Source organism: Piscibacillus sp. B03, assembly GCF_052246295.1.
In the GTDB taxonomy this organism is placed as follows: domain Bacteria; phylum Bacillota; class Bacilli; order Bacillales; family Alkalibacillaceae; genus Piscibacillus.
The window spans coordinates 15,401-37,807 of the sequence record NZ_JBQQCO010000003.1; the positions used below are offsets into that span (position 1 = coordinate 15,401).

The 22,407-nt window shown below is 38.2% G+C and carries 24 protein-coding genes and 1 riboswitch; of the genes, 6 read left to right on the forward strand and 18 right to left on the reverse strand.

What is annotated here, in order from left to right:
• Positions 1–137 precede the first annotated feature (137 nt).
• Positions 138–656, reverse strand: coding sequence for a GNAT family N-acetyltransferase (locus ACTWQB_RS02970; RefSeq protein WP_443137696.1), 519 nt, complete (start codon positions 654–656; stop codon positions 138–140).
• A gap of 125 nt (positions 657–781) precedes the next feature.
• Between ACTWQB_RS02970 and ACTWQB_RS02975 the strand changes: the two genes are divergently transcribed.
• Complete coding sequence (locus ACTWQB_RS02975; RefSeq protein ID WP_443137697.1) at positions 782–1,138, forward strand: ArsR/SmtB family transcription factor; 357 nt, start codon at positions 782–784, stop codon at positions 1,136–1,138.
• Positions 1,139–1,141: 3 nt separating this feature from the next.
• Positions 1,142–3,244: a heavy metal translocating P-type ATPase gene (locus tag ACTWQB_RS02980; RefSeq protein ID WP_443137698.1), complete on the forward strand. Its 2,103-nt coding sequence runs from the start codon at positions 1,142–1,144 to the stop codon at positions 3,242–3,244.
• A gap of 198 nt (positions 3,245–3,442) precedes the next feature.
• Here the strand turns inward: ACTWQB_RS02980 and hisC are convergent, their stop codons facing one another.
• From hisC to hisZ, 9 genes are read right to left on the reverse strand one after another with little or no spacing between them, the layout of a single operon-like run.
• On the reverse strand, positions 3,443–4,495 hold the full coding sequence (gene hisC, locus ACTWQB_RS02985) for a histidinol-phosphate transaminase (RefSeq protein WP_443137699.1): 1,053 nt from the start codon (positions 4,493–4,495) through the stop codon (positions 3,443–3,445).
• A 2-nt stretch (positions 4,496–4,497) separates the two neighbouring features.
• A complete protein-coding gene (hisIE, locus tag ACTWQB_RS02990; protein ID WP_443137700.1) occupies positions 4,498–5,112 on the reverse strand; it encodes a bifunctional phosphoribosyl-AMP cyclohydrolase/phosphoribosyl-ATP diphosphatase HisIE in 615 nt (204 codons plus the stop codon).
• 4 nt (positions 5,113–5,116) lie between these two features.
• A complete protein-coding gene (hisF, locus tag ACTWQB_RS02995; RefSeq protein ID WP_443137701.1) occupies positions 5,117–5,872 on the reverse strand; it encodes an imidazole glycerol phosphate synthase subunit HisF in 756 nt (251 codons plus the stop codon).
• Positions 5,872–6,579: a 1-(5-phosphoribosyl)-5-[(5-phosphoribosylamino)methylideneamino]imidazole-4-carboxamide isomerase gene (hisA, locus tag ACTWQB_RS03000; protein ID WP_443137702.1), complete on the reverse strand. Its 708-nt coding sequence runs from the start codon at positions 6,577–6,579 to the stop codon at positions 5,872–5,874. The genes hisF and hisA overlap by 1 nt, the downstream gene beginning before the upstream one ends.
• A complete protein-coding gene (gene hisH / locus ACTWQB_RS03005; RefSeq protein WP_443137703.1) occupies positions 6,557–7,192 on the reverse strand; it encodes an imidazole glycerol phosphate synthase subunit HisH in 636 nt (211 codons plus the stop codon). The genes hisA and hisH overlap by 23 nt, the downstream gene beginning before the upstream one ends.
• Positions 7,189–7,776 (reverse strand): imidazoleglycerol-phosphate dehydratase HisB, encoded by a 588-nt coding sequence (hisB, locus tag ACTWQB_RS03010; protein WP_443137704.1) that lies wholly within the window; start codon positions 7,774–7,776, stop codon positions 7,189–7,191. Before hisB ends, hisH begins: the two co-directional genes overlap by 4 nt.
• Before the next feature lie 14 nt (positions 7,777–7,790).
• Positions 7,791–9,074: a histidinol dehydrogenase gene (gene hisD, locus ACTWQB_RS03015; protein ID WP_443137705.1), complete on the reverse strand. Its 1,284-nt coding sequence runs from the start codon at positions 9,072–9,074 to the stop codon at positions 7,791–7,793.
• Between the two features lie 5 nt (positions 9,075–9,079).
• Entirely contained in the window at positions 9,080–9,718 is a 639-nt protein-coding gene (gene hisG / locus ACTWQB_RS03020) for an ATP phosphoribosyltransferase (protein WP_443137706.1), read from the reverse strand.
• Positions 9,705–10,928, reverse strand: coding sequence for an ATP phosphoribosyltransferase regulatory subunit (gene hisZ / locus ACTWQB_RS03025; RefSeq protein ID WP_443137707.1), 1,224 nt, complete (start codon positions 10,926–10,928; stop codon positions 9,705–9,707). The genes hisG and hisZ overlap by 14 nt, the downstream gene beginning before the upstream one ends.
• Before the next feature lie 135 nt (positions 10,929–11,063).
• Between hisZ and ACTWQB_RS03030 the strand changes: the two genes are divergently transcribed.
• A complete protein-coding gene (locus ACTWQB_RS03030; protein ID WP_443137708.1) occupies positions 11,064–11,849 on the forward strand; it encodes a histidinol-phosphatase HisJ family protein in 786 nt (261 codons plus the stop codon).
• Between the two features lie 429 nt (positions 11,850–12,278).
• On the opposite strand, the gene ACTWQB_RS03035 is transcribed toward ACTWQB_RS03030, so the two are convergent.
• The 4 genes from ACTWQB_RS03035 to ACTWQB_RS03050 form a co-directional block, all read right to left on the reverse strand.
• Complete coding sequence (locus ACTWQB_RS03035) at positions 12,279–13,094, reverse strand: DUF368 domain-containing protein (protein WP_443137709.1); 816 nt, start codon at positions 13,092–13,094, stop codon at positions 12,279–12,281.
• Positions 13,095–13,162: 68 nt separating this feature from the next.
• Positions 13,163–13,927, reverse strand: coding sequence for an ABC transporter ATP-binding protein (locus tag ACTWQB_RS03040; RefSeq protein WP_443137710.1), 765 nt, complete (start codon positions 13,925–13,927; stop codon positions 13,163–13,165).
• Between the two features lie 293 nt (positions 13,928–14,220).
• Complete coding sequence (locus tag ACTWQB_RS03045; RefSeq protein ID WP_443137711.1) at positions 14,221–15,264, reverse strand: FecCD family ABC transporter permease; 1,044 nt, start codon at positions 15,262–15,264, stop codon at positions 14,221–14,223.
• A 14-nt stretch (positions 15,265–15,278) separates the two neighbouring features.
• Entirely contained in the window at positions 15,279–16,253 is a 975-nt protein-coding gene (locus ACTWQB_RS03050; protein ID WP_443137712.1) for an ABC transporter substrate-binding protein, read from the reverse strand.
• 123 nt (positions 16,254–16,376) lie between these two features.
• Positions 16,377–16,561, reverse strand: a riboswitch (cobalamin riboswitch).
• Positions 16,562–16,665: 104 nt separating this feature from the next.
• On the opposite strand from ACTWQB_RS03050, the gene ACTWQB_RS03055 reads away from it, so the two are divergent.
• Positions 16,666–17,907 carry a helix-turn-helix domain-containing protein gene (locus ACTWQB_RS03055; protein ID WP_443137713.1) on the forward strand — a complete coding sequence of 414 codons (1,242 nt, stop codon included), beginning with the start codon at positions 16,666–16,668 and terminating at the stop codon, positions 17,905–17,907.
• Between the two features lie 12 nt (positions 17,908–17,919).
• Positions 17,920–18,690 carry an enoyl-CoA hydratase gene (locus ACTWQB_RS03060; protein ID WP_443137714.1) on the forward strand — a complete coding sequence of 257 codons (771 nt, stop codon included), beginning with the start codon at positions 17,920–17,922 and terminating at the stop codon, positions 18,688–18,690.
• A gap of 233 nt (positions 18,691–18,923) precedes the next feature.
• Here ACTWQB_RS03060 and ACTWQB_RS03065 read toward each other — a convergent pair whose 3' ends face one another.
• Entirely contained in the window at positions 18,924–19,472 is a 549-nt protein-coding gene (locus tag ACTWQB_RS03065; protein WP_443137715.1) for an NADPH-dependent FMN reductase, read from the reverse strand.
• Between the two features lie 319 nt (positions 19,473–19,791).
• Between ACTWQB_RS03065 and ACTWQB_RS03070 the strand changes: the two genes are divergently transcribed.
• The gene (locus ACTWQB_RS03070; RefSeq protein ID WP_443137716.1) at positions 19,792–20,367 is read left to right on the forward strand and encodes a 3D domain-containing protein; all 576 of its coding nucleotides are present in this window, start codon (positions 19,792–19,794) and stop codon (positions 20,365–20,367) included.
• A gap of 112 nt (positions 20,368–20,479) precedes the next feature.
• Here ACTWQB_RS03070 and ACTWQB_RS03075 read toward each other — a convergent pair whose 3' ends face one another.
• The 3 genes from ACTWQB_RS03075 to ACTWQB_RS03085 all read right to left on the reverse strand — a co-directional run bounded on the left by ACTWQB_RS03075 (position 20,480) and on the right by ACTWQB_RS03085 (position 22,345).
• Positions 20,480–20,896: an organic hydroperoxide resistance protein gene (locus ACTWQB_RS03075; RefSeq protein WP_443137717.1), complete on the reverse strand. Its 417-nt coding sequence runs from the start codon at positions 20,894–20,896 to the stop codon at positions 20,480–20,482.
• A gap of 67 nt (positions 20,897–20,963) precedes the next feature.
• Positions 20,964–21,839, reverse strand: coding sequence for a GNAT family N-acetyltransferase (locus ACTWQB_RS03080; RefSeq protein WP_443137718.1), 876 nt, complete (start codon positions 21,837–21,839; stop codon positions 20,964–20,966).
• 53 nt (positions 21,840–21,892) lie between these two features.
• On the reverse strand, positions 21,893–22,345 hold the full coding sequence (locus ACTWQB_RS03085; RefSeq protein ID WP_443137719.1) for a GNAT family N-acetyltransferase: 453 nt from the start codon (positions 22,343–22,345) through the stop codon (positions 21,893–21,895).
• Positions 22,346–22,407 lie beyond the last annotated feature (62 nt).

Here is a 22,407-nt window from a genome sequence, read left to right on the forward strand (position 1 = left end):
CGGATTTTTTAGGTCCCTTTTGTATCAGTGGTTTTTTTGAATTTATCGGTCAGTTTTTCAGAAATATCGATCGCTTTCTGAAATATATCAGTCACTTTTCAAGATTTATCAATCACTTTTTTTAAAACATCGCTGACTTATTTCAGCGATGTTTTTCCATTAACATTCTTTTCATAATAAACAAATGGTTCTTTGTAATGACCATGTGGTTCTGACGTTACATATGAGTAACCAGCTTTTTCAAACAAACGTAGCGCTGCTTTGTTTGATCCATTTGTATCTGTTCTTAATGACGGTACTCCCTTCTGTATAGCCAATTGATCTGCATGATGATAAAAAGCTAATCCAATCCCGCGCAGTCGCGACTCTGGATCAACGGCTAATCTTTTCATACACAAAAAAGGCTTCTGTGAGATTTTCCACGGAATTTCATCATATTCATGATGCCCTTCATCACTAATGCAAGCAACACCTAGCAATTCTCCGTCATCATCGTACACATATAATTGTCCATTATGTAAGTCTTGTTCATAGTGCTTCTTTGTTGGATACGTATCATCCCATTGGTCATTGCCTTCTTTTAGCATTTGAGCTTTAGCTTTTTTTACAAGTACTTCAATTTGTTCTAAGTCTTCTTTTCGTCCTCTACGAATCATGTTGCCACCTCTTTCTTTATAAAGATTTTACTCGATTAAAATAAGTCATTCAATTGATTGACATTCAAACCACCATTTGAATATAATATATTCAAACAGATATTTTAATGAAAGAGGTTAACGTTATGAAACTTCCAAATTGTACGTCTGCGGTAACTGAAGAGGAACTGCAGCATGTCTATACATCACTCAATCAAGTACCAATTAAATCAGTTAGTCAACTTTTCAAAGTATTAAGTGACGAGACACGAGTCAAAATCGCGCACGCTCTTACTATTCAAGATGAATTATGTGTTTGTGATGTGGCAGCGATTACCGACACGTCTGTCGCAAGTGCTTCCCATCATTTACGCACGTTAAAAAAACATGGTTTAGCCAAAATAAGAAAAGATGGCAAGAATGTTTATTATTCGCTCGATGATCATCACGTTCATGACTTGATAAAAATCGCAATCGAGCACCAGGAGGAACTGGAGGAATAAGTTATGGGAGATCAAGAACAAAGTTTTTATGTTCAAGGTATGTCTTGTGCCAATTGCGCCAAAACGTTTGAAAACAACGTAAAAGAAATCTCAACCGTTAAAAATGCTGACGTGAACTTTGGTGCATCAAAAATCACCGTAGAAGGGGCAGCATCTATTGAAGATCTTGAAAAAGCTGGCTCATTTGAAAACTTAAAAATCACCCAAGAATATGAGGATACCCCTCAAAAATCATTTTGGGATTATGTTAAGGAAAACGGCAATGTCGTTGGTTCACTCATCTTTTTAGCATTAGGTATTGCTCTTTTCTTTCAAATTGGTGAAGAGCATCCTGTGACGATCGGATCGTTTATTGCTTCTATTGTCATTGGAGGCCACCGTCTATTCATAGCTGGTTTTCAAAACTTAGTTAAACTGCGCTTTGATATGAAGACATTAATGACCATTGCCGTCATTGGTGCCGCTTTAATCGGGGAGTGGATTGAAGGTGCCGCAGTTGTCATTTTGTTTGCGATTAGTGAAGCACTTGAGTCTTACTCTATGGACAAAGCACGAAATTCAATCAAATCATTAATGGGGATCGCCCCTAAAACCGCTAATATTATGAGAGATGGTCAACAACAAGAAGTTAGTGTTGATAACATCCAAGTGAATGATATCGTCATAGTCAAGCCAGGTGAGAAAATACCGGTCGACGGTGTGGTCTCAAAAGGTGAGTCTTCGATTAACCAAGCATCTATTACAGGTGAGTCTGTTCCAGTTTATAAAGGATTAGATGATGAAGTTTTTGCCGGAACTCTTAACGAGGAAGGTTATTTAGAAGTTAGAACGACGAAATTAGTTAAAGACTCGACTTTATCTAAAATTATTCATCTCGTTGAAGAAGCACAAAACGAAAAAGCACCTGCTCAACAATTTGTCGATCGATTTGCGGCTTACTATACACCTTTAATTATGCTCATTGCATTAGGTGTAGCAACTGTACCCCCACTCTTTTTCGGAGCTCGATTTGAAACTTGGTTATACCAAGGGTTAGCTGTATTAGTCGTTGGTTGTCCTTGCGCCCTAGTTGTTTCAACTCCCGTTGCTATTGTCACAGCAATTGGAAGTGCAGCTCGAAACGGTGTATTAGTTAAAGGCGGAGCTTATTTAGAATCTCTAGGACATATCGATGCCATCGCTTTTGATAAAACAGGTACGATTACAAAAGGTGAACCTGTCGTCCAACACTATCAAAACCTATCTAATAAAAGTGATGACGAGTTATTTTCAATCGCAAGTAGCTTAGAACGACAATCACAGCACCCATTAGCCAGAGCTGTTATACATTATGCTGAACAATTTAACCTTCAGCATTACGAAGTTGAAAGGTTTCAAGCACAAACAGGTAAAGGTATTACAGGATTGATTAACGGAACCGATTATCAAATTGGTAGCCCTGGGATGTTTCAGGAATTAAGCGCAGCGGTTCAAATTGAGGTCGAAAATCTACAAGAACAAGGTCACACCGTCATCTTAATTGCAGGAAACAACACCGTTATTGGCATCATCGCGATTGCAGATGCTGTACGTGACATGCCGAAACAGATGATTAAAGACATTCACGCACTAGGCATGAAACATTCGATCTTACTAACAGGTGATAACGATAAGACCGCCCGTTCCATTTCAGAACAAGTCGGTATCAAAGAATTTTTGGCAAATCTTCTACCGAAAGATAAGCAAACACAGATCAAACAGTTGAGCCAAAAATACGGTAAAGTAGCCATGGTTGGTGATGGAGTCAATGACGCTCCTGCATTAGCCACAGCAGATGTCGGCATCGCCATGGGAAGTGCCGGAACCGATACCGCACTTGAAACCGCGGATATAGCATTAATGGGAGATGACTTAAGCAAGCTACCATTTACAGTGCGCCTTAGCCGACGTACATTAAACATCATCAAACAAAACATTGGATTTGCTTTAGGCTTAAAAGTAGTCGCACTCTTACTCGTCATTCCAGGATGGCTCACACTTTGGATCGCCATCCTAGCCGATATGGGCGCGACACTACTTGTAACACTGAATGCCTTGAGGTTAATTAAAAATAAGGAAACTAATTAGTGAAGGTGGCGACTCCTGTTCGCCACCTTCACTTTTTCTTTAAATCCAGGGACCATTTATGAAATTCCCCATATATTTAATTTTTTCCTCATAAATTTAAATTTTTCCCCATATATTCAGATTTTTCCCCATAAATTTAAAAAATTCCCCATAAATTACGTAATCATAAGAAAAGCGCAAGCATGGCGCTTGCGCTTACTAAGTAACAACCAATTTAACATTCCTAACTAAAGTCTCCATCTCATCTTCTGTTCCAATTGAAATCCTTATATAATCTTTCAAGTTCTCAAAGTATCTCACATAAATTTTCTCTTGCTTTAGTGTTTCGTATAATGCTTTAGCAGGTATTCGGTTGGGTTTAACAAACAAAAAGTTGGCTTGTGACGATAAAACATCAAAACCTAAACGTTCAAGCTCACCCTTCGTCCATTCACGAGTTTTAACGATTTGTGAGATCGTCTCTTGATAATAATCATCATCTTGTAAAGCCGCTTCAGCTCCGGCTAAGGTGACACGATTGATGGTATAAGAGTTAAACGAATTTTTGATCCGTTCTAGCCCTTTGATCAGTTCGGCGTTTCCAATGGCATAACCTAACCGAATGCCGGCCAACGCATGCGATTTAGATAACGTGCGCGTGATAAGGACGTTTGGATATTTTTTCGTTAATGGAACAGCTGATTCGGCACCGAAGGCTACATATGCTTCATCAATGATTACCACTTGATTTGGATTCCTCTTAACAATGGTTTCAAATTCATCCAAGCCTAGAGCCAATCCAGTCGGGGCATTGGGGTTAGGGAAAATGACGCCACCGATGGAATCACACATGCCCTCTACATTTATTGAAAAATCATCTTTCAAAGGAACCGTCTGATACGGAATGTCATAGAGCTTTGCATATACTGGGTAAAAACTATACGTAATCTCTGGAAACTTTATGGCTTCATTCGGTTCGAAAAACGCTTGAAAGGCGAACGCCAATACTTCATCTGATCCATTTCCGACAAACACATGTTGAGGCTCCACGCCTTCTCGTCTTGCAATTACATTTCTAAGTGAATCCACGGTCGGGCTAGGATACTTTCTTAGGTCATCACCAATAGCACCTTGCATCGCATCTATCGCTTTTGGTGACGGTGGATATGGATTTTCATTCGTGTTTAACTTAATGACATTCGTCTCATTCGGCTGCTCTCCTGGTACATAAGGCTTTGTTTTTCGAACCGTACTGCTCCAGAACTTACTCATGTTTAATCCCCTTTCAAACGCTTAGTTAACTCTTCTTTAACCCGTTCGACTGGCAGATCCTTCTCTGCTAATAACACTAAGATATGATACGTTAAATCCGCAATTTCCATCGATAGGTTTTCATCATCATTATTTTTCGCCCCAATAATGATTTCACCGGATTCTTCCCCAATTTTCTTTAAAATCTTATCGATTCCTTCATCGAATAAATAGTTCGTATATGACCCTTCTTTTCGATTGTCGCGTCGATCTACAATCGCATCATACACTTGATGCACGACATCCCTTCTAAAGGAAGGCTCTTCTCCTAACTCGATATCACGGTAAAAACAACTCCGCTCCCCGGTGTGGCACGCGACACCTTTTTGCTCAACTTGAAGTAAAATCGTATCTTGGTCACAGTCATAACTCATTTTCTTAACAGTTTGCGTGTTACCTGATGTTGCACCCTTATTCCAAAGCTCATGTCTGTTTCGGCTAAAAAACCATGACGATTTCGTTTCTTTTGTTTTCTGTAAAGCCTCCTCGTTCATATAGGCCAGCATTAATACTTCGCCAGTTCGATAATCTTGAACAACTGCTGGGATCAATCCATCTTCATTAAATTTAAATTCCATCTAATCACCCTAATCTGATTGGTAAGTCTTCAAGAGATAAATATTGCTTTAAATCATTGATTTCAATTTCACCAAAGTGGAAGACTGATGCTGCCAGCGCTGCATCTGCGCCATTTTTCAACACATCTAGAAAATGCTCCTTCCTCCCTGCTCCGCCTGATGCGACAACTGGAACGTTCACCATGTTGGCTAATTGGCGTGTAACCGAAACATCGTAACCGGTTTTCACACCATCTGCATTCATCACATTCAATACAATCTCGCCTGCACCGCGCTCGACACCTTCTTTGGCCCATTCAAATAACTCGAGACCTGTATCTTGTCTTCCACCTTGAACAAACACGTTCCATTGACCATTTACTAACTTCGCATCGATCGACAACACGACACACTGATCGCCGAAACGTTCTGAAGCATCACTGATTAAGACAGGATTTCGCACAGCCGCACTGTTCACGGACACTTTATCCGCTCCTGCATTCAACACCGTCCTGAAGTCTTCAGCAGTCGTAATCCCTCCTCCAACTGTAAAAGGGATATGTACTTCTTCAGCTACGCGCTCCACAACGTCTAAAAAAATGGACCGTTTCTCATGTGAAGCCGTAATATCATAAAACACTAATTCATCCGCGCCCAGTTCACTATATCTCTTACCTAAGACAACGGGATCGTCTACGTCTTGGATATTCTGAAACTGAGTTCCTTTTACGACTCGACCATCACGTACATCGAGACACGGAATAATACGTTTTGCTAACATTAAACTTCCTCCATAACAGCTTTGAGGTCAATTTTTCCTTCATATAAAGCCTTACCGATGATCGCTCCGTAGATTCCCATTCCACTTAAAGCTTGAATGTCATCGATACTTGTAACGCCACCAGATGCAATGACATCAATGGACGTTGCATCATTCATATAATTTAACTCTTGTAGGTTTGGTCCTTGAAGCATCCCATCTTTTGAGATATCGGTATAGACAATGGTCTGAACGCCTGCAGATTCCAGTTCTTTAACAAAATCAATGGCTCTTAACGTCGATGTCTCCGTCCATCCGTCTGTCGCCACATATCCATCTCTCGCATCAATGGACACCACAACTTGTTCTCCAAAATGTTCCACAGACTGTTTAACAAAGTCAGGTTCCTTTACAGCCGCCGTTCCTAAAATGACACGATTAACTCCAATGTCTAATAATTCTTTGATTCGCTCAATTGATCGAATACCACCACCAACTTGAATCGGTACATTAACTTCTTGAACAATTTTTTGAATGACCTCAAGATTATTAGAAGGATTCCCTTTTGCCGCATCTAAATCGACAATGTGTAAATAGGTCGCCCCTTCACGAACCCAGCGTTTCGCCATTTCAATCGGGTCTCCATATTGTGTTTCCTGATTATAATCCCCTTGCAATAACCGAACGCTTTGTTGGTTTCGTATATCAATTGCCGGAAATATCTTCACGTGTCACCATCTCCCCGAAGTTTTTTAGTAGCTGCATGCCCACTTTAGAACTTTTCTCTGGATGGAATTGCATGCCCATCACATTTTCCTTCATCACCGCCGACGTGAACCTTTGACCATAGTCTGTTGAAAATAAAACATCTTGTTCATCATCAGCTTTCGCAAAATAAGAATGAACAAAATAAACATAATTGTCATTTTGAATACCTTGAGTTATGGAATGATCCTTATAGTATTCAGACACTACCAATTGATTCCATCCCATATGAGGTACCTTTAAATCAGTTTCAAATCTAACAATCTCTCCTGAAATTAACCCTAATCCATCATGCTCACCATGCTCATAGCTTTTATCAAATAACAATTGCATCCCTAAGCAAATCCCGAGTAGTGGCTTCCCTGTAGCCGTTTCATTAATAATTTTTTGGTCAAAACCTTTCTCCTGCAACCGTTCCATTGCATGCCCGAAAGCACCTACTCCAGGTAAAATCATCCCTTTAGCTTCACTTAAGTCGTCAGGATTGTCAGTGATGAAAGATTTTAATTCTAGTAAATCAAGTGCATGCTTAACGTTTCTTAAATTGCCTGCACCATAATCGATAATCGCAATCATGATAACGTCCCTTTCGTCGATGGTACCTGACCATCTGGATTGACTACGGTCACCGCTTCATTCAACACACGGCCGAACCCTTTAAAAATAGACTCTATGATATGGTGACTGTTTGATCCGTGTATAAGCTTAATGTGTAACGTCACTCCCGCTTGATTGACAAACGCACGGAAGAATTCTTCAACTAATTCCGTATCAAATGAACCCACCTTCTCAGGCAAACCGTCTACATCAAAAACTAAATAAGGACGATTGGAAACATCAAGTGAAACTAAACTTAATGATTCGTCCATTGGTGTAAAATCTGATGCATAACGTTTAATTCCTTTTTTGTCTCCAATCGCTTCCTTAAATGCTTGCCCTAGAACAATGCCTATGTCTTCAACAGTGTGATGGGCATCAACATCCAAGTCACCATCGGCTTTAACAGTCAACCCAAATTGTCCGTGTGCCGCAAAGAGGGTTAACATATGATTGAAAAAGCCAACCCCTGTATCAATTGCGCTTTGACTAGAGTCATCGACATTTAAAGTTAAATCTATTTTTGTTTCAGTCGTATCTCGTTTAATGGTTGCTTTTCTCATCCATTGCCTCTCCTTTACTCAAAACGTTTACGAATAGATGCTGCGTGACCATCAAGGCCTTCTTCATCCGCAAAACGAGCAATGTTTTGTTCCACATCACGTAACGCTTGCTGATCATAATAGATCACGCTTGATTTTTTCATAAAATCATACACACCGAGTGGTGAAGAAAATTTCGCCGTTCCGTTCGTAGGAAGGGTGTGATTAGGCCCCGCCCAATAATCGCCTAAAGGCTCAGGCGAGTACTCTCCAAGAAAAATGGCACCAGCATTCTTAACCCGGCCAAGCTGCTCAAATGGATGTTCAATCATTAACTCCAAGTGCTCTGGAGCTAGTTCATTAACGAACTCAAATGCCACATCTAGATCAGGTACAGCGTAGATGGCACCATGATGAAACAGTGAATGTTGCAAGATATGTTTTCGTTCGCGCTCTTCCATTTGTTGATTGATTTCATTTTGCACGCTGGTTGCAACCTGATGTGAGGTTGTCACTAAAATCGCTGACGCCATCTCATCATGTTCAGCTTGAGCGATTAAATCCGCTGCGACATAGGATGAATTGGCCTGTTCATCAGCGACAATACAAACCTCACTCGGCCCTGCGATCATATCAATGCCGACCTCACCAAACACATACTTCTTTGCACGCGCTACATACGCATTACCTGGACCCGTAATTTTAAAAACTGGTTTCACACTCTCCGTTCCATAAGCCAATGTGGCAATACCGTGTGCACCACCTACTTTTAAAATCTGTGTTGCCCCAGCTATTTTCGCAGCAACGATCGTCAAAGGATTCACCGTTCCATCTTTGTCAACTGGAGTTGTCACGATGATGTCATTTACTCCAGCCACTTTTGCAGGAATAACGTTCATCAAGACAGTTGACGGATAAGCCGCTTTGCCACCAGGTACGTACACACCTATACGTTCGATTGGTGTAACTTGTTGACCTAACCAAATTCCAGGCTGTTCGTTGTGATACCATGATTGCTCTTTTTGTCGAGAATGGTACTGTTCAATATTTGACCTTGCTTCTTCTAAAATTTGTTTAAGGTCATCAGTTGTGGAGTTCATTGCCTCTTCGATTTCATCATTGCTAACCACAATCGAATCTAGTTCTACTCCATCAAGGTCTTTAATGTAGTTTAGAACCGCTTTGTCTCCTTCTTGTTTAACACGATCGACGATAGTTTTGACACGTTCATCTATAGTTGATAAATCACTACTTTCTCTTTGCTTACGTGCCCTTGTAATTTGTTGAATGTCATTTTTTGAAATTTGTTGGATTTGCACAATGCTCACCCTTTCGTAACCTTTACAGCTTCTTTGACCTGCTGTACTAACGGTAAAAGCATATGACTCTTCGTTTTGTAACTCGCTTTATTTACGACTAACCTCGCGCTAATGGCATACATATTTTCTATAACATCAAGTCCGTTCTCTTCTAACGTACGTCCTGTCTCAACTATATCGACTATGACATCTGACAAACCAACTAATGGCGCTAATTCAACCGAACCATTCAATTTAATCGTTTCTATTTGTTTACCCTTTTCTTTGAAAAACATCGTCGTTACTCTCGGATATTTCGTAGCAACAGACAGCTTAACTGCTTGATTTAAGTCAAACCCGGCCTTTCCAGCAACTGCAAACCGACATTTTCCAAACCCTAAATCAACCAACTCAAAAACATTCGCATTCGCTTCAAGCAAAGTATCCTTCCCAGCAATGCCAAGGTCAGCTGCACCATTCTCTACATAAGTCGCGACATCTAAAGCTTTAACTAAAATTATTTCATACTGTCCGCAATCGCTTGGTAAAATTAATTTTCGACTATCTTGGTAAAAGGAAGAGAATTGTATACCTACCTCTTCAAAAATTTTCATGCTTTCTTCAGCAAGTCTTCCTTTAGTTAATGCAATTTTAATTCTTCCCATATAATTGCCCTACCTTACTTAAAAGATCTTGTTGATTGTCATAAGTCTCTTCTAGACCTTCACTTATGATGCAGTTCTTATCCAAATTAATTAAGATGTCACTGTCTTGGCTATTGAATAGGTCTACAATCCATCCTCGTTGCCTAAAACCTCGTGCAAGCTCAAATGCTTTTGACTTATTTTCACTTATAATGGATAGCCTAGGTGTATCATAAGAAAGGTTAGCACCTTGTTGATTCAGAGCATCAATTAATTGATCGATGTACACCCCAAACCCTATGGCATCTACCTTTAACCCAAATTCTTCCGTTAAATGATCATAACGTCCTCCTTGGATAACTGAACGACCAAAATCAGAAACAAACCCTTGAAACATAACTCCTGTATAATAATTCAAGTTATTTACAAGACCTAAATCGATTGATATATAGTTAGATAGCCCAAGCTCTTCTAATTGATCAACAATCCATTCTAACTCTTGAACAGCCTGTAACATATTTTTCGTAATGGATAACGCCTTTGCACGTGAAATTACATCCTCAGGAGCACCGAACAATCTGGTCAAATTCAATAATACATCTTTAACGTTAGAATCGACTTCGTGCTGATTAAGAATCGTTTCTAATTCAAACTCATTCTTTTGTTCTAATTTGTCTTGAACTTCACGTTGGGTACTCTTTGGGAGGCTAATTTCTTCCATCAATGATTGAAAAAATTCAGCCTGACCTAAATCGATTTGAAAGCCTTCTAAACCGACAGCTTTTAGAGATTCAATCGCTAAGGCAATCATTTCTACATCAACATAAGGGTCTTTAGGTCCAAAACATTCCACACCTAGTTGTGTAAATGATCTTGAAAACACATCGGAGTCACCATTTTGCATTCGAAAGATATTCGTGACGTAAGAAAGTTTTTCAAAATCAATCGTGTCCTTAGAATTCGCAACCATTCTTGCGATAGGAATCGTTGCATCAGGTCGAAGGACTAAAATCTTTCCATCGTGATCTATTAACTTAATCATCTGATCCGTGTCCATCGTGCCAGGCATATTCATAAAAAGATCGTAATATTCAAATGTTGGGGTTTGAATTGGCTTAAACCCATGCAACTTAGTTACTTGATTAATTTGATCAATGACATATTCTTTTTTCTCATAATCGTTAGAATATAGATCTGCCACACCTTGAGGTAATTGATTTCCGAATTGCATAAACAACTTCCTTTATCCCTCTATTTATTTATCACTTTACCAAACTAAAGATATTGTTTATTATTGTAATGGGTGTACATGTATCTGTCAAGCTATTAAAATAAGACTTAATATTAGTAGAAAGGAAGATGAAGAATGCGCGATTTCCATATGCACTCGACGTTTTCTGCAGATTGCGAAGCTCCGATGGAAAAGATGGCAGAATCCGCTGTAAATAAAGGATTACAATCCATTTGTTTTACCGATCATATAGATTATGATTATCCAGATACATCAATCGTTTTCGATGTGGATTTAGACCAATATGAAAAATCCTATCAAAAAGTAAAAAAACAGTTTGCTAGTAAACTTGATATTTATAAGGGCATTGAACTAGGAATCCAACCACACTTGGTTAATCAATATTTAGACTTAACGAAAGCAAATCGTTTTGACTTTATCATCCTGTCTATGCACACAACAGACTGTAAAGACTTACACTCTGGAAATCTATTTGAAGGGTGTACGTTGCACGAAGCTTATGACAAGTATTATTCAGAGCTTTTAGATTGTGTAAAGCGCTATGACGCATTTAGCATTTTAGGGCATATTGACTTAGTAACGCGATATAAGTATGAGGATGGTGTTCACCATTTTCATGAAGTCATTGAGGAAATCTTTAAGACAATCATTCCACGTGGGCAAGGGATTGAAATTAATACATCCGGATACAAGTACAACATGAATCGTCTACTGCCTAGTCGTGACATTTTAGAGTTGTATCACCAACTGGGTGGTGAGATTATTACGGTTGGATCTGACGCACACAGACCAGAACGCGTTGGGGACCGAGTAGATGAAGCCTACGAATTGTTGAGAGATATCGGCTTTAAATACGTTTCGACTTTCAACAACCGTGAACCTGTTTTTCATAAATTATAAATAAAGTAGTGATTTTACCAATTTAAAAGTGGTTGAATAAAAGTCCTTTAAATGAACAAACTCCTAACGCAGTCTTAAAAAACACGTTAGGAGTTTCATTTTGTGAGATCTAATATGCTTAAAAAAGTTATTTGAAAGAGAGAAGGCGGCGACTCCTGGTCTGCTAAAAGCAGTCACGTCCTGCGCCTGCGATTACTCGGCGCAAACTTAAGCAAAGAGGTAATGCAAGTAGCATTTGTGACCAACGCCGACACTAGCACGTCCTATTCGTCGCGGGAAGAGCACGAGACGAAAATCACCCAAAACGAACTTGTGAGTTTTGGGAAGTTGAGGCAGTGCCTGCGAAAAGCGTGCGCCATGAGCGATTTCAAATTTAGTTAAATAAATAGAGTCAGTTAAACATTTTTCCTCTTTTGAGAGAGTAGGTAGTTAATGTTCAATTTTCCCTAAACCATAAGCCACTAATAACCCTACGATTAGAAATACAATGCTAAGCACGTTCAGCATAATTTCCGCTTCGAATCCCGGAAAAATTACAACTAAAGATCCGATAACTAGACCGATGATTAACGCGTAAGTTTGATAATAAAAACGATGAAACAAGTATCTTAAAACTTTACTCATAATAATAAGTCCAAAAGCAATTCCTAAACCAAGTGGCACTAACGCTTCAATTACTAAGTTATGAATTGCATTTGAGAATGTCGGGTACATTCCAACTAGCAATAATAAAAATGAACCACTGACTCCTGGAAGAATCATTGCCGAACTTGCTAACCACCCAGATAGGAATAACATAATATAAGTTGTTGTTGAGAATGTTGTAATAGGGTCACCTGTTGGATCTGGATCAAAGAAAACCATCGCTCCAACAAATAGAGCTGCTAGTATCAATAAAATAAAATGTGTTCCACCAAATGTCTCTTGGTACTTGGACTTTTTAGCTAAAAATGGAATGACACCTGCAATTAACCCTAAGAATAAAAAGGCTAATTGATTAGGATAATGCTCTAATGCCCAGTTGATCACACCAGCTAAACTCCACATAGCAAATAAAATACCAATTGCTAGTGGAATTAAAAAAGTTAAACTTTTCTTCCAATCTTTTGTAAAAACACCATTTATGGCTTCTATAAATCGTTCATATATTCCTAGAACAACCGCAATTGTTCCACCACTTACGCCTGGAACAATATCACTTGCTCCCATTAGTAATCCTCGATATAAATTTCTCCATTCAACCATTCTTCTTCCCCATTTCGTTTCATTACTCGTAACCATTATACTAGACAAGCTGTCATTTAAGAATGGTTTTATAATAAAATTTGGGGAATATTGGTTTTAGGATGACGTACAATCTCTGGATTTGCGTGATAAACGCTCTCTAATGTTTCTTTTGCAATAATTTGATCGCTTGAACCAATTTGAATTATTTTTCCTTGGTCCATTAAAACGAGCTCATCACAAAATTGAGCGGCTAAATTGAGATCATGTAGGACCATAATGACCGTTAGTCCCTCTCTCCTTTGCCAATCTTGAACCATTTTTAAAATATTTAATTGATGTCCAATATCTAAATACGTCGTCGGCTCATCAAGCAACAACAATTGTGGTTGCTGCACCATCGCCTTAGCAATCGCTACGCGTTGTCGCTCCCCACCACTTAACGTGTCTAACATCTGATCACGAAACTCGGTTAACTCTGTTATTTGTAAGACTTTTTCCACTAACTCATAGTCATGCTTGCTCTCACGTTGGAAAAATCCTAAATGTGGATAACGTCCCATTAAGATTGAGTCGTAAACCGTAATTGGATATGGAGAAAGGCCTTCTTGTGTCAGGACTGCCATGTATTTAGCCAACTTCTTAACAGGCCAATCCTGTACATTTTTGCCCATAAAGTTAATCTGACCTGAACTGGACTTCTCAAGTGCAGAAATCAGTTTTACAATCGTTGACTTGCCTGCTCCATTAGGCCCGATTAAACCTATACATTTCCCTTTCGGTACTGACAAATGAATATTCTCAACAATTGGCTTTCCTTCTACGTGTTTACTCACATTTTGTATCTCAAGCATCGGTTTTCCTCCTAAGAAAAGTGCAAGGAGCACACATAGTGTTTGGGCGCATTGCCATACAAGTTTAAAAATTATAATGGCAAAGTGATTGTTCAATTTTGGGTTTATAATAAAATTTTTAAAGAAGTGGTTGAATTGTGATAAGCGAAGGTGGCGACTCCTGCGGGAACAGCACGAGCTGAAGATCCTCTTATAGAAGAAAATAAATTTCTTCTATAAGATAGCTGAAGCCGTGCCCGCGGAAAGCGTCCACCTAAGAGCGATTCCAATTTCAACCACGAAGTTATAACTGATTAAAAGAACCCTCGCTTAGCTCTGCGCAATAAATAACCAAAGAATGGAGCACCTAAAAACGCTGTAATCACTCCAAGTGGTAGTTCACGTGGAGCCATGACCGTTCTTGCAACCGCATCAGCACCAACAAGGAAAATCGCCCCACCTATGATTGACAACGGTAAGATTACACGGTAATCTGCCCCAAACATAAGTCGTATGATATGCGGTACAACCAAACCAACAAATCCAATCGCACCCGATACCGACACAGCAGCACCAGTAATAATTGATGCTAATATCAATAACAGGAAACGCGTGCGTTGGACAGACACACCACTATGATGCGCCGCTTCTTCACCCAGCCCTAACATGTTCAATTCTTTTATAAAAAATAGTGAAATGACAGCAACGACCGCTATAATCGGGAAAATAATTTGATTATATCCCCAATCGGTTAGAGCCAAGCTTCCCATCATCCAAAAAACGATTGTCTGAAGTTGCTCATTTGATAGAGCTAATACGAGTGATAAACACGCCCCAACAAATGACTGGACAACGACACCTGCTAATATAATGGTTTCTAGACGAACCTTTTGATTAACACGTGATAAAAAGTATACGATTAACAGACTGATAAACCCAAATAAAAAGGCAACAGCAGGTAATGTAAACTGGCCTAACCAAAATGTTTGTAACCCAAACACAATTACTAAAGCTGCTCCAAAAGATGCTCCAGATGAAACACCTAAAATAAATGGATCAGCTAATGGATTTCGTAATACCCCTTGATAGATAGCCCCTGCTAAAGCTAAGGCTGCCCCAACTGTTGCTCCTAATAGTACCCTAGGTAATCGAATATCCCATACAATGGTTTCAGTCGATGGGCTCCAATTAACCTCTACAAAGTTTGATAAAATCGGTATTTTTGAAAAAACAATCTGCCAGGCAAGCTGCCAATTAATGTTGGCAGCCCCCAATGTGACAGACAAACTCATAACGCCTAATAAAATAATAAGAAATACGGGTAACCAAACCCATAATATATGTCGTTTATGTTTCACTAGATAAACGTCCTTTACTCAACTAAGTCTGGATACATGGTTTCTGCTAGAACTTTTAAACCTTCTGTCAAACGTGGCCCCGGTCGTGTTAATAGATCACCATGCAAGTCATGAACCTGTTCTTCTTTTATAGCTGTGACGTTTTCCCAATTTTCACGTTGCATAACTTGCTCAACAACATCTTCTGTATAGTAACCATACGTTGTGAAAATTAACTCGGGATCTTTTTCCAATATAACCTCTTCACTGACTTGCGGCCAGCCTTCTTGATCACCAATAATATTGATTCCACCAGCTAAGTCAATTAGTTCATCGATAAATGACCCTTCACCACCAGAGAATAATTCAGGGCCGACTTCAACCCAAACTCGTTTCTTTTCATCTTCTGATAAATTGCCGACAGCATTTTGAACGTCTTCAACATCTTGTTTCATATCAGAGATGATCTGTTCAGCCTGCTCTGCATTACCAGTTGCTTGACCTGCTAGATTAATATCCTCATAAACTTCTTCTAAACTTTGAGCCCCTAACACTAATACGTTTAACCCTGCATTACGCATTGCCTGAATATCATCTGCATTATTTAAATCAGCCACAACTAAGTCAGGTTCTAAGGCAACGATTTTTTCTATACTTAGCTGTTGATCGCCAACCTTCTCAATGTCATGCACCTCGTCAGGGTAATTCGCCCATTCAGAGACACCTACAACTTCTTCACCTGCGCCTACAGCAAATACTATCTCAGTCGCACTTGGTATTACTGAAACAATTTTTTCAGGCTTTTCATCGATTGTGATTTCTTCACCTGACTTATCTGTTAGTGTGACGGATCCAAATTCATCACTAGATGATTCTTCATTATCTTGTTCTTGTTGCTCTGTATCTTCTTGTTGACCCTTTGTTTCTTCCTCTGTTTGATCTCCTTGGCAAGCTGCTAACCCGACAGCTACTACCATTGCTATTAACCATAACCAAATTTTGTTCTGCATCTGAATCTCCCTTTCAAAAATAAAAAATACCCTCGTTTTCCGACAGGTTTCAAAAAACAAGGGTATGGTATCACATATATTACAATTAACAGACCATAGCCGTTCCTTTAAACCCGAAGGATCACGAGCTAAAACAACAAGGCAGGTCTCCTGGCTTAGGGTCATAGCTTCTAACCCCTTCCCATCCTACTCGGACAGTGGTTGGCTAGTTGCTTCCCATACACAGTGGCGGGACCGCGTCGGATTCTCACCGAACTTCCCTTTTAAGTAAACACCGAAATGTTTACACCCTATTGTTCCAAAATATTCAATTCGATATTTCCATATTAATCTGTATCTTATTAGAAGTCAATTCTATTTATTCAGATATTTATGGTAGAATTTAACTAGATAAATAGAAACGGGTGATCTTATGGACATAGGAGCAATTATACAATTCTACCGCACCAAAAAAGGATTAACTCAAAAGGATCTAGCAAACGGTGTCTGTTCCATCTCATACCTTAGCAAAATTGAAAGCGGGGTCATACTCCCTAAACAAGATACCATAGAGTTAATCTTTGAACGACTTAATATGGATTATGACAAATTAACGTCATACGATGAGGAAACTATCCATAAACAAGTTGATTTATTGTACAAGTATATTACTGAACAAAGGTTGGATGAGGCTAAAGAGGTTGTAGATGAGTTACAAGAGGTGATCACACCTTTTCACGAACCATATGTACAAAATTATTTTGAACTCATACATTTTTATTATCTTATAACCATAAATCCAACTGAAAAATTTAAAACGAACCTTCAGGAATTATTAAGATTAGAAAATCATTTTGAAGGTAAAAAATTATTTTATTTTTATAAAATCGTCGGCTTCTATTTCAATTGTCATTTAAATGCTAAAAAAGCTAATGGATATTTCCATAAAGCAGTCAACATATTAGAAGAAAACAACCTTAAAGACCCAGAGATTTACTATTTACTCGCACTATCTTATATGGGAATGCAAAAGCCTATTTATTCTAATTATTATGTTGGCATTGCTCTTGAACAATACGCGAACGACTTGAAGTACCGAAAAGTCACGGATTGTTATCACCTTCTAGGAATAAACTATTTAAATTTAGGAGCTTATGACATCTCGGAGACTTATTTCAATCAAGTCTTAAAATCTAAGCCTATGGGAGATTCGCCAAAAGTAAGATCACGTGCTACTCATAACTTGTCGATTCTTCATTATCGAAGGGGTGAATTAGACCAATCCCTAAAGTTATTACATGAAGCATTAGAGAACCACACGCACCTATATGATATTGTCCATTCGACATTAATCATTGCAAAAATTTATTTTGAACAAGGAGAAATGAAACTAGCTGAAGAATTTCTAATAAAAGGAGAAGAGTTATTAAAAGGAACAAACTTAACAAAAGTGCGCCACCGCTTTTACATTCTCAGACATCAAATCTATAATCAGACACATGATGAAAATTTCATTGAACGATGTGAAAAAGTGATTCTTCCACACTATCAAACTATTGGTGAAACAGGACTTATGAAAGAGTTGTTACAATTACTTGCAGAGGTTTTTACCGAAAAACAAGATTACGAAAAAGCAATTAACTATTACAAACAATTAAACGAAATCAAAATTTAATGAGGTGAACATATGGGAAACACAATTAACATAGTAAGAGAAGGAGCCGTTACAACGATTACATTAAACCGTCCGGATCATCTTAATGCTATGGATGTTAAATTATTAACAGAATTAAATGATGAATTGCAAAAAATCAAAGATGATGACTCTAAGATTGTTGTATTAACTGGTGAAGGGCGAGCGTTTTCTGCAGGCGGTGATATGAAAACAATGCTTCAAAACTCTGACCCAGAAGGTTTTAAAGATGTTATGAACATTATTAAGAGTGTTGCCACTACATTTTATTCATTACCTAAAGTAACAATATCTGCATTAAATGGGGCTGCTGCAGGCCTTGGGTTAAGTGTAGCACTTGCGGCAGATTACGTTATTGCAAATGAAGATGCTAAAGTGGCTATGAATTTTATAGGAATTGGGCTTATCCCAGATGGTGGTGGACATTTCTTTATGGAACAGAGGTTAGGACCCGTTAAAGCAAAACAAACAATATGGGAAGGCAAAATGATGTCAGCTAAAGAAGCTCAAACTCTTGGTATCGTGGATATTGCAACGGACCAACTTGAAGCTGCATTAGGTCAATACCTTAATAAGCTTCAACAAGCACCACTTCAATCAATGATTCAAAGTAAAATGATTATTAACAACAAACAATTGCCTCTATTAGAGGAAGTACTAGATCAAGAAACTCGCGGTCAAGCAAAAATGCGTCAAACACATGATCACAAGGAAGGAATTGATGCCTTCTTAAACAAGCGTGAACCTCAATTTATTGGTGAATAAATAAAAAAGAAGCTGAATGTTGAGTGCTTGATAGCACATAACATCCAGCTTCTTTTTTTGTCTCTATGCTTTTGGTTAAATGTCGTTGTCTTCATGTCACGTGTACGTGAAACCGGGGCAAGTGCTCGTGTAACTCGTTCAAGTATCGCTTTAGAGTCCTAGATTGTTACTGTAATACTCCCAAATGTTCATAAAACAATCGCAACTGTCTATTTAGAGCAGAGTTTCCACGTTTAATCGTTCAAGAGGTCTTGACTTAAGTTAATATATTTTGCAAATACTTGCGTTAAATCTTGAATCCGTCTAATCACATCTTCATCGATTAATTCTTTTTCATGAGAGAAATGATTGGCATGGGTGTACACATAATTTGGAGTTGTCAAACAGCGAAAATAATCTAAAATCGGTTTAAGTTGATTTTCAATTACTAAATGGTGCTGAAAGGTTCCACCATTTCCTATAATAGCCACTGGCTTATAGCGCATACATTTTGGAGAGATTAAATCAAACATATTTTTTAGAGATCCAGGAATTGAACCTTGAAAGACAGGAGTCGCAATAATATATCCATCCGCTTCCTCTATAGAATGAATCAGACGTTGGGTATCCTCATTATAGTCTTCTTTTGTGCGACCGTCAGCAAACTCCATATTATAATCTTCTAAATAAAGCCTATCTATTTCATTTGAAGGTATCCATTCCACTAAATGTTTTTCCACTTCTTTAAGTAAAACTTTAGTTTTCTCTCCCGTAACCGTCCCATTTATTAGCAGAATCTTCAAGATGACGTCCCCTTCCTAAGTTTTACATCTATATCTTATTATATTAAGGTCATTTTCATTGTGTTTATTAAAGTATAAAACCAAATAACTAGTAACCGTCAACTGAAACAACTCATATGAGCCTTAAGTCTAATACGTCAATAGTTATTTGTCATCATATTGTTACATGTCTGACCAAGCATTGTAATTGACTTGAAACTATGAGTTGTTATACTAGCCAAGGGTTAATAAAGGAAGAGTATTCCTCTATTGACCTATTTGGGGAATGAGAAAGTAAATATAGACTTTTGTCATATTGACATAAAATGGAGGTTTTCAAATGAGTAAACGACTAGTTAGTGTCATAGCGTTTTTATTAACGTTTGGTGCACTAATGATGTTGAGTACTCCATTAAGCGCAACACAGATGCACTCATCAACTTTAGATAATCAAACTGGAGCACAAGAACATCATGTTAAGTTCTTCTCAGAATTTGAACACAAATTAGCTGAGAAAGGTAAAATAAAACTGATTGAGCCTGAGCCAGAAACTCAGCAAGCTCAAAAGTCTGAAAGTCAACAAGACAATCAGGATGTACAACAAGTTAGTCAAGAAAGCGAAGGCGGAAAGCAAATGTATGTGAAAGCTACAGCTTACACCGCTTACTGTGAAGGTTGTAGTGGTACCACTTATACAGGCATTGACCTAAGAGCCAATCCTGATATGAAAGTAATTGCTGTTGATCCTAATGTAATTCCTTTAGGCTCGCGCGTTTGGGTTGAAGGTTACGGTACAGCGATTGCTGGAGATATCGGCGGAGCCATAAAAGGAAATCGTATTGATATCTTTATGGCAAGTGAAGCCGACGCTAATCGATTTGGTGTACAGCAAGTAAGAATAAGAATATTAGATTAATAGACAAGCCTCTGCTTAATAGCAGGGGCTTACATTATAAACAGGCCGATAAATTATCAAAACAGGCCGTAAAACAATACAAAAGCCGAGGGAAATCCCTCGGCTTTTAACTTTACTTAGCTTTTGCTTCTAACTCAACATCTACGTTACCACGTGTCGCTTTTGAATACGGGCAAACTTGATGTGCCTCTTTCATTAAACTGTCTGCTTCCTCTTGAGAAACACCACTAATTTCAGATATTAATTTAACCTCAATCTTAAACCCACCATCTGAAGCATCTTTCATGAAACTTACTTCAGCAGTTGTTGTAGAATCAATATCCTTATCATTATTTTTAGCTACTAAGTTTAATGCCCCGTCAAAACATGTAGAATAAGTAGCCGCAAACATTTGTTCAGGGTTTGTCCCTGTCTCATCCGAATTCTCAGTCGGCATTACGACATTTAGATCAATAACACCATCATCGGATTTTACATGACCTCCACGGCCACCTTTTGCGGTTGCTTTTGATGTGAAAAGTGTACTCATTAAAACCACTCCTTTATAAAATGTCACATTTACTTGATACCCTTAAATTACCAATCTCATTCATATTCTAAAGAATCTTCTTCATATGAACTTGTTCAATGGTTTTATTAAAACCTAATTCATTTAAGACACTTAATAATTGATTATCACGATTAGGAAAATTGATTACGTGACGTTTTACACCATCACGATCCAATTTGAATATTTTATGTAAAAATGTCATAACCAACAAAACATCATTCTCTAATACCGGCTCAATTCCAAACTGGTAGAGCTGTATTGATTGTGGATACCCATTATTATCATAAGCCTCTTTCGTCATCGCATAACCAATTGGCCGTTCGCGGTCATAAAGTATATAACCAATACCTTCTTTTAAACTTTCCAGCTGATTTTGCCAAGGCATCTGATTTTGAAAAAATGATAAAGCTTTAATTTTCTCTTTAGGTACCCTAATACATTCTAATTCGTAATCATGAATCACCGTAATATCTTGACTTTCATCAGGTCCAGAGAAGAAAGACAACCTTTCAATCAACTCATACCCATGTTTTTCATATAGTTTAATTGCTCGTTGATTGGTTGAAATCGCCTCCAGATTAGCTGTTTGGACTTCCCTTTGTTTATAAATCGTAAATACTTCATTTATAAGAAGTTGACTGAGCCCAGTCCCTCGATACTCTGGCACAATCCCTGTCCCACCATTCCAAGCATTTAGGTAATCATTCTGCTCACGGAAACCATTCATCACAATAGCCACAGGGGCATCACCATCAAAAGCCACGATGGAATACTCTGCACTTAAGTCTTCATTAACCATTCGCTTAAGAAATGTTTCTGGCTTCATCGTGACATCAACGGAATAACCTTCAAACCCTTTATTCCATACATAAATTAATTCGTTAATCGTGCATTCAGATACTTTTTTAAAAGTTATATTCATGATTATCACATCCTAAAGACTACATTAAACACTTAAAGCTATAATTCCTTCTTTTAAGATGATTTTCCTAAGTACAACATTTCCACATGAGGGATGCCATCTTCTAAGAACTCTTCTGAGATAGTTTTGAACCCACATTGACCATAAAAATGTTGTAAATGAGATTGTGCTTCAATTTTGACATTAGGTCGATCATAAGCATTTGCTATATAACTCAATACTTCATTCAGCATCTTAGTACCAATACCAGTTCTCCTCGTACTCTCATGTGTAATGACTCTTCCAATAGAAGCTTCTTCAAATTTTACATTTGGAGGAATTATTCTGCAATAAGCAATAATTTGTTCATCGTTTTTTACAAAAAAATGTCTGGACTCTTTGTCGTAACCATCAATTTCAGGATACGGACAATTTTGTTCAACGACGAAAACATCTACACGTAACTTTAAAATGTCATATAGTTCATCGTGAGTTAATTCATAGAAAGTTTTATTTTCCCAATTCATGTTGACACCCCACTTATAAAGATATAGAAAAAACGCACGTAAATTTTCATTTACGCGCGTTT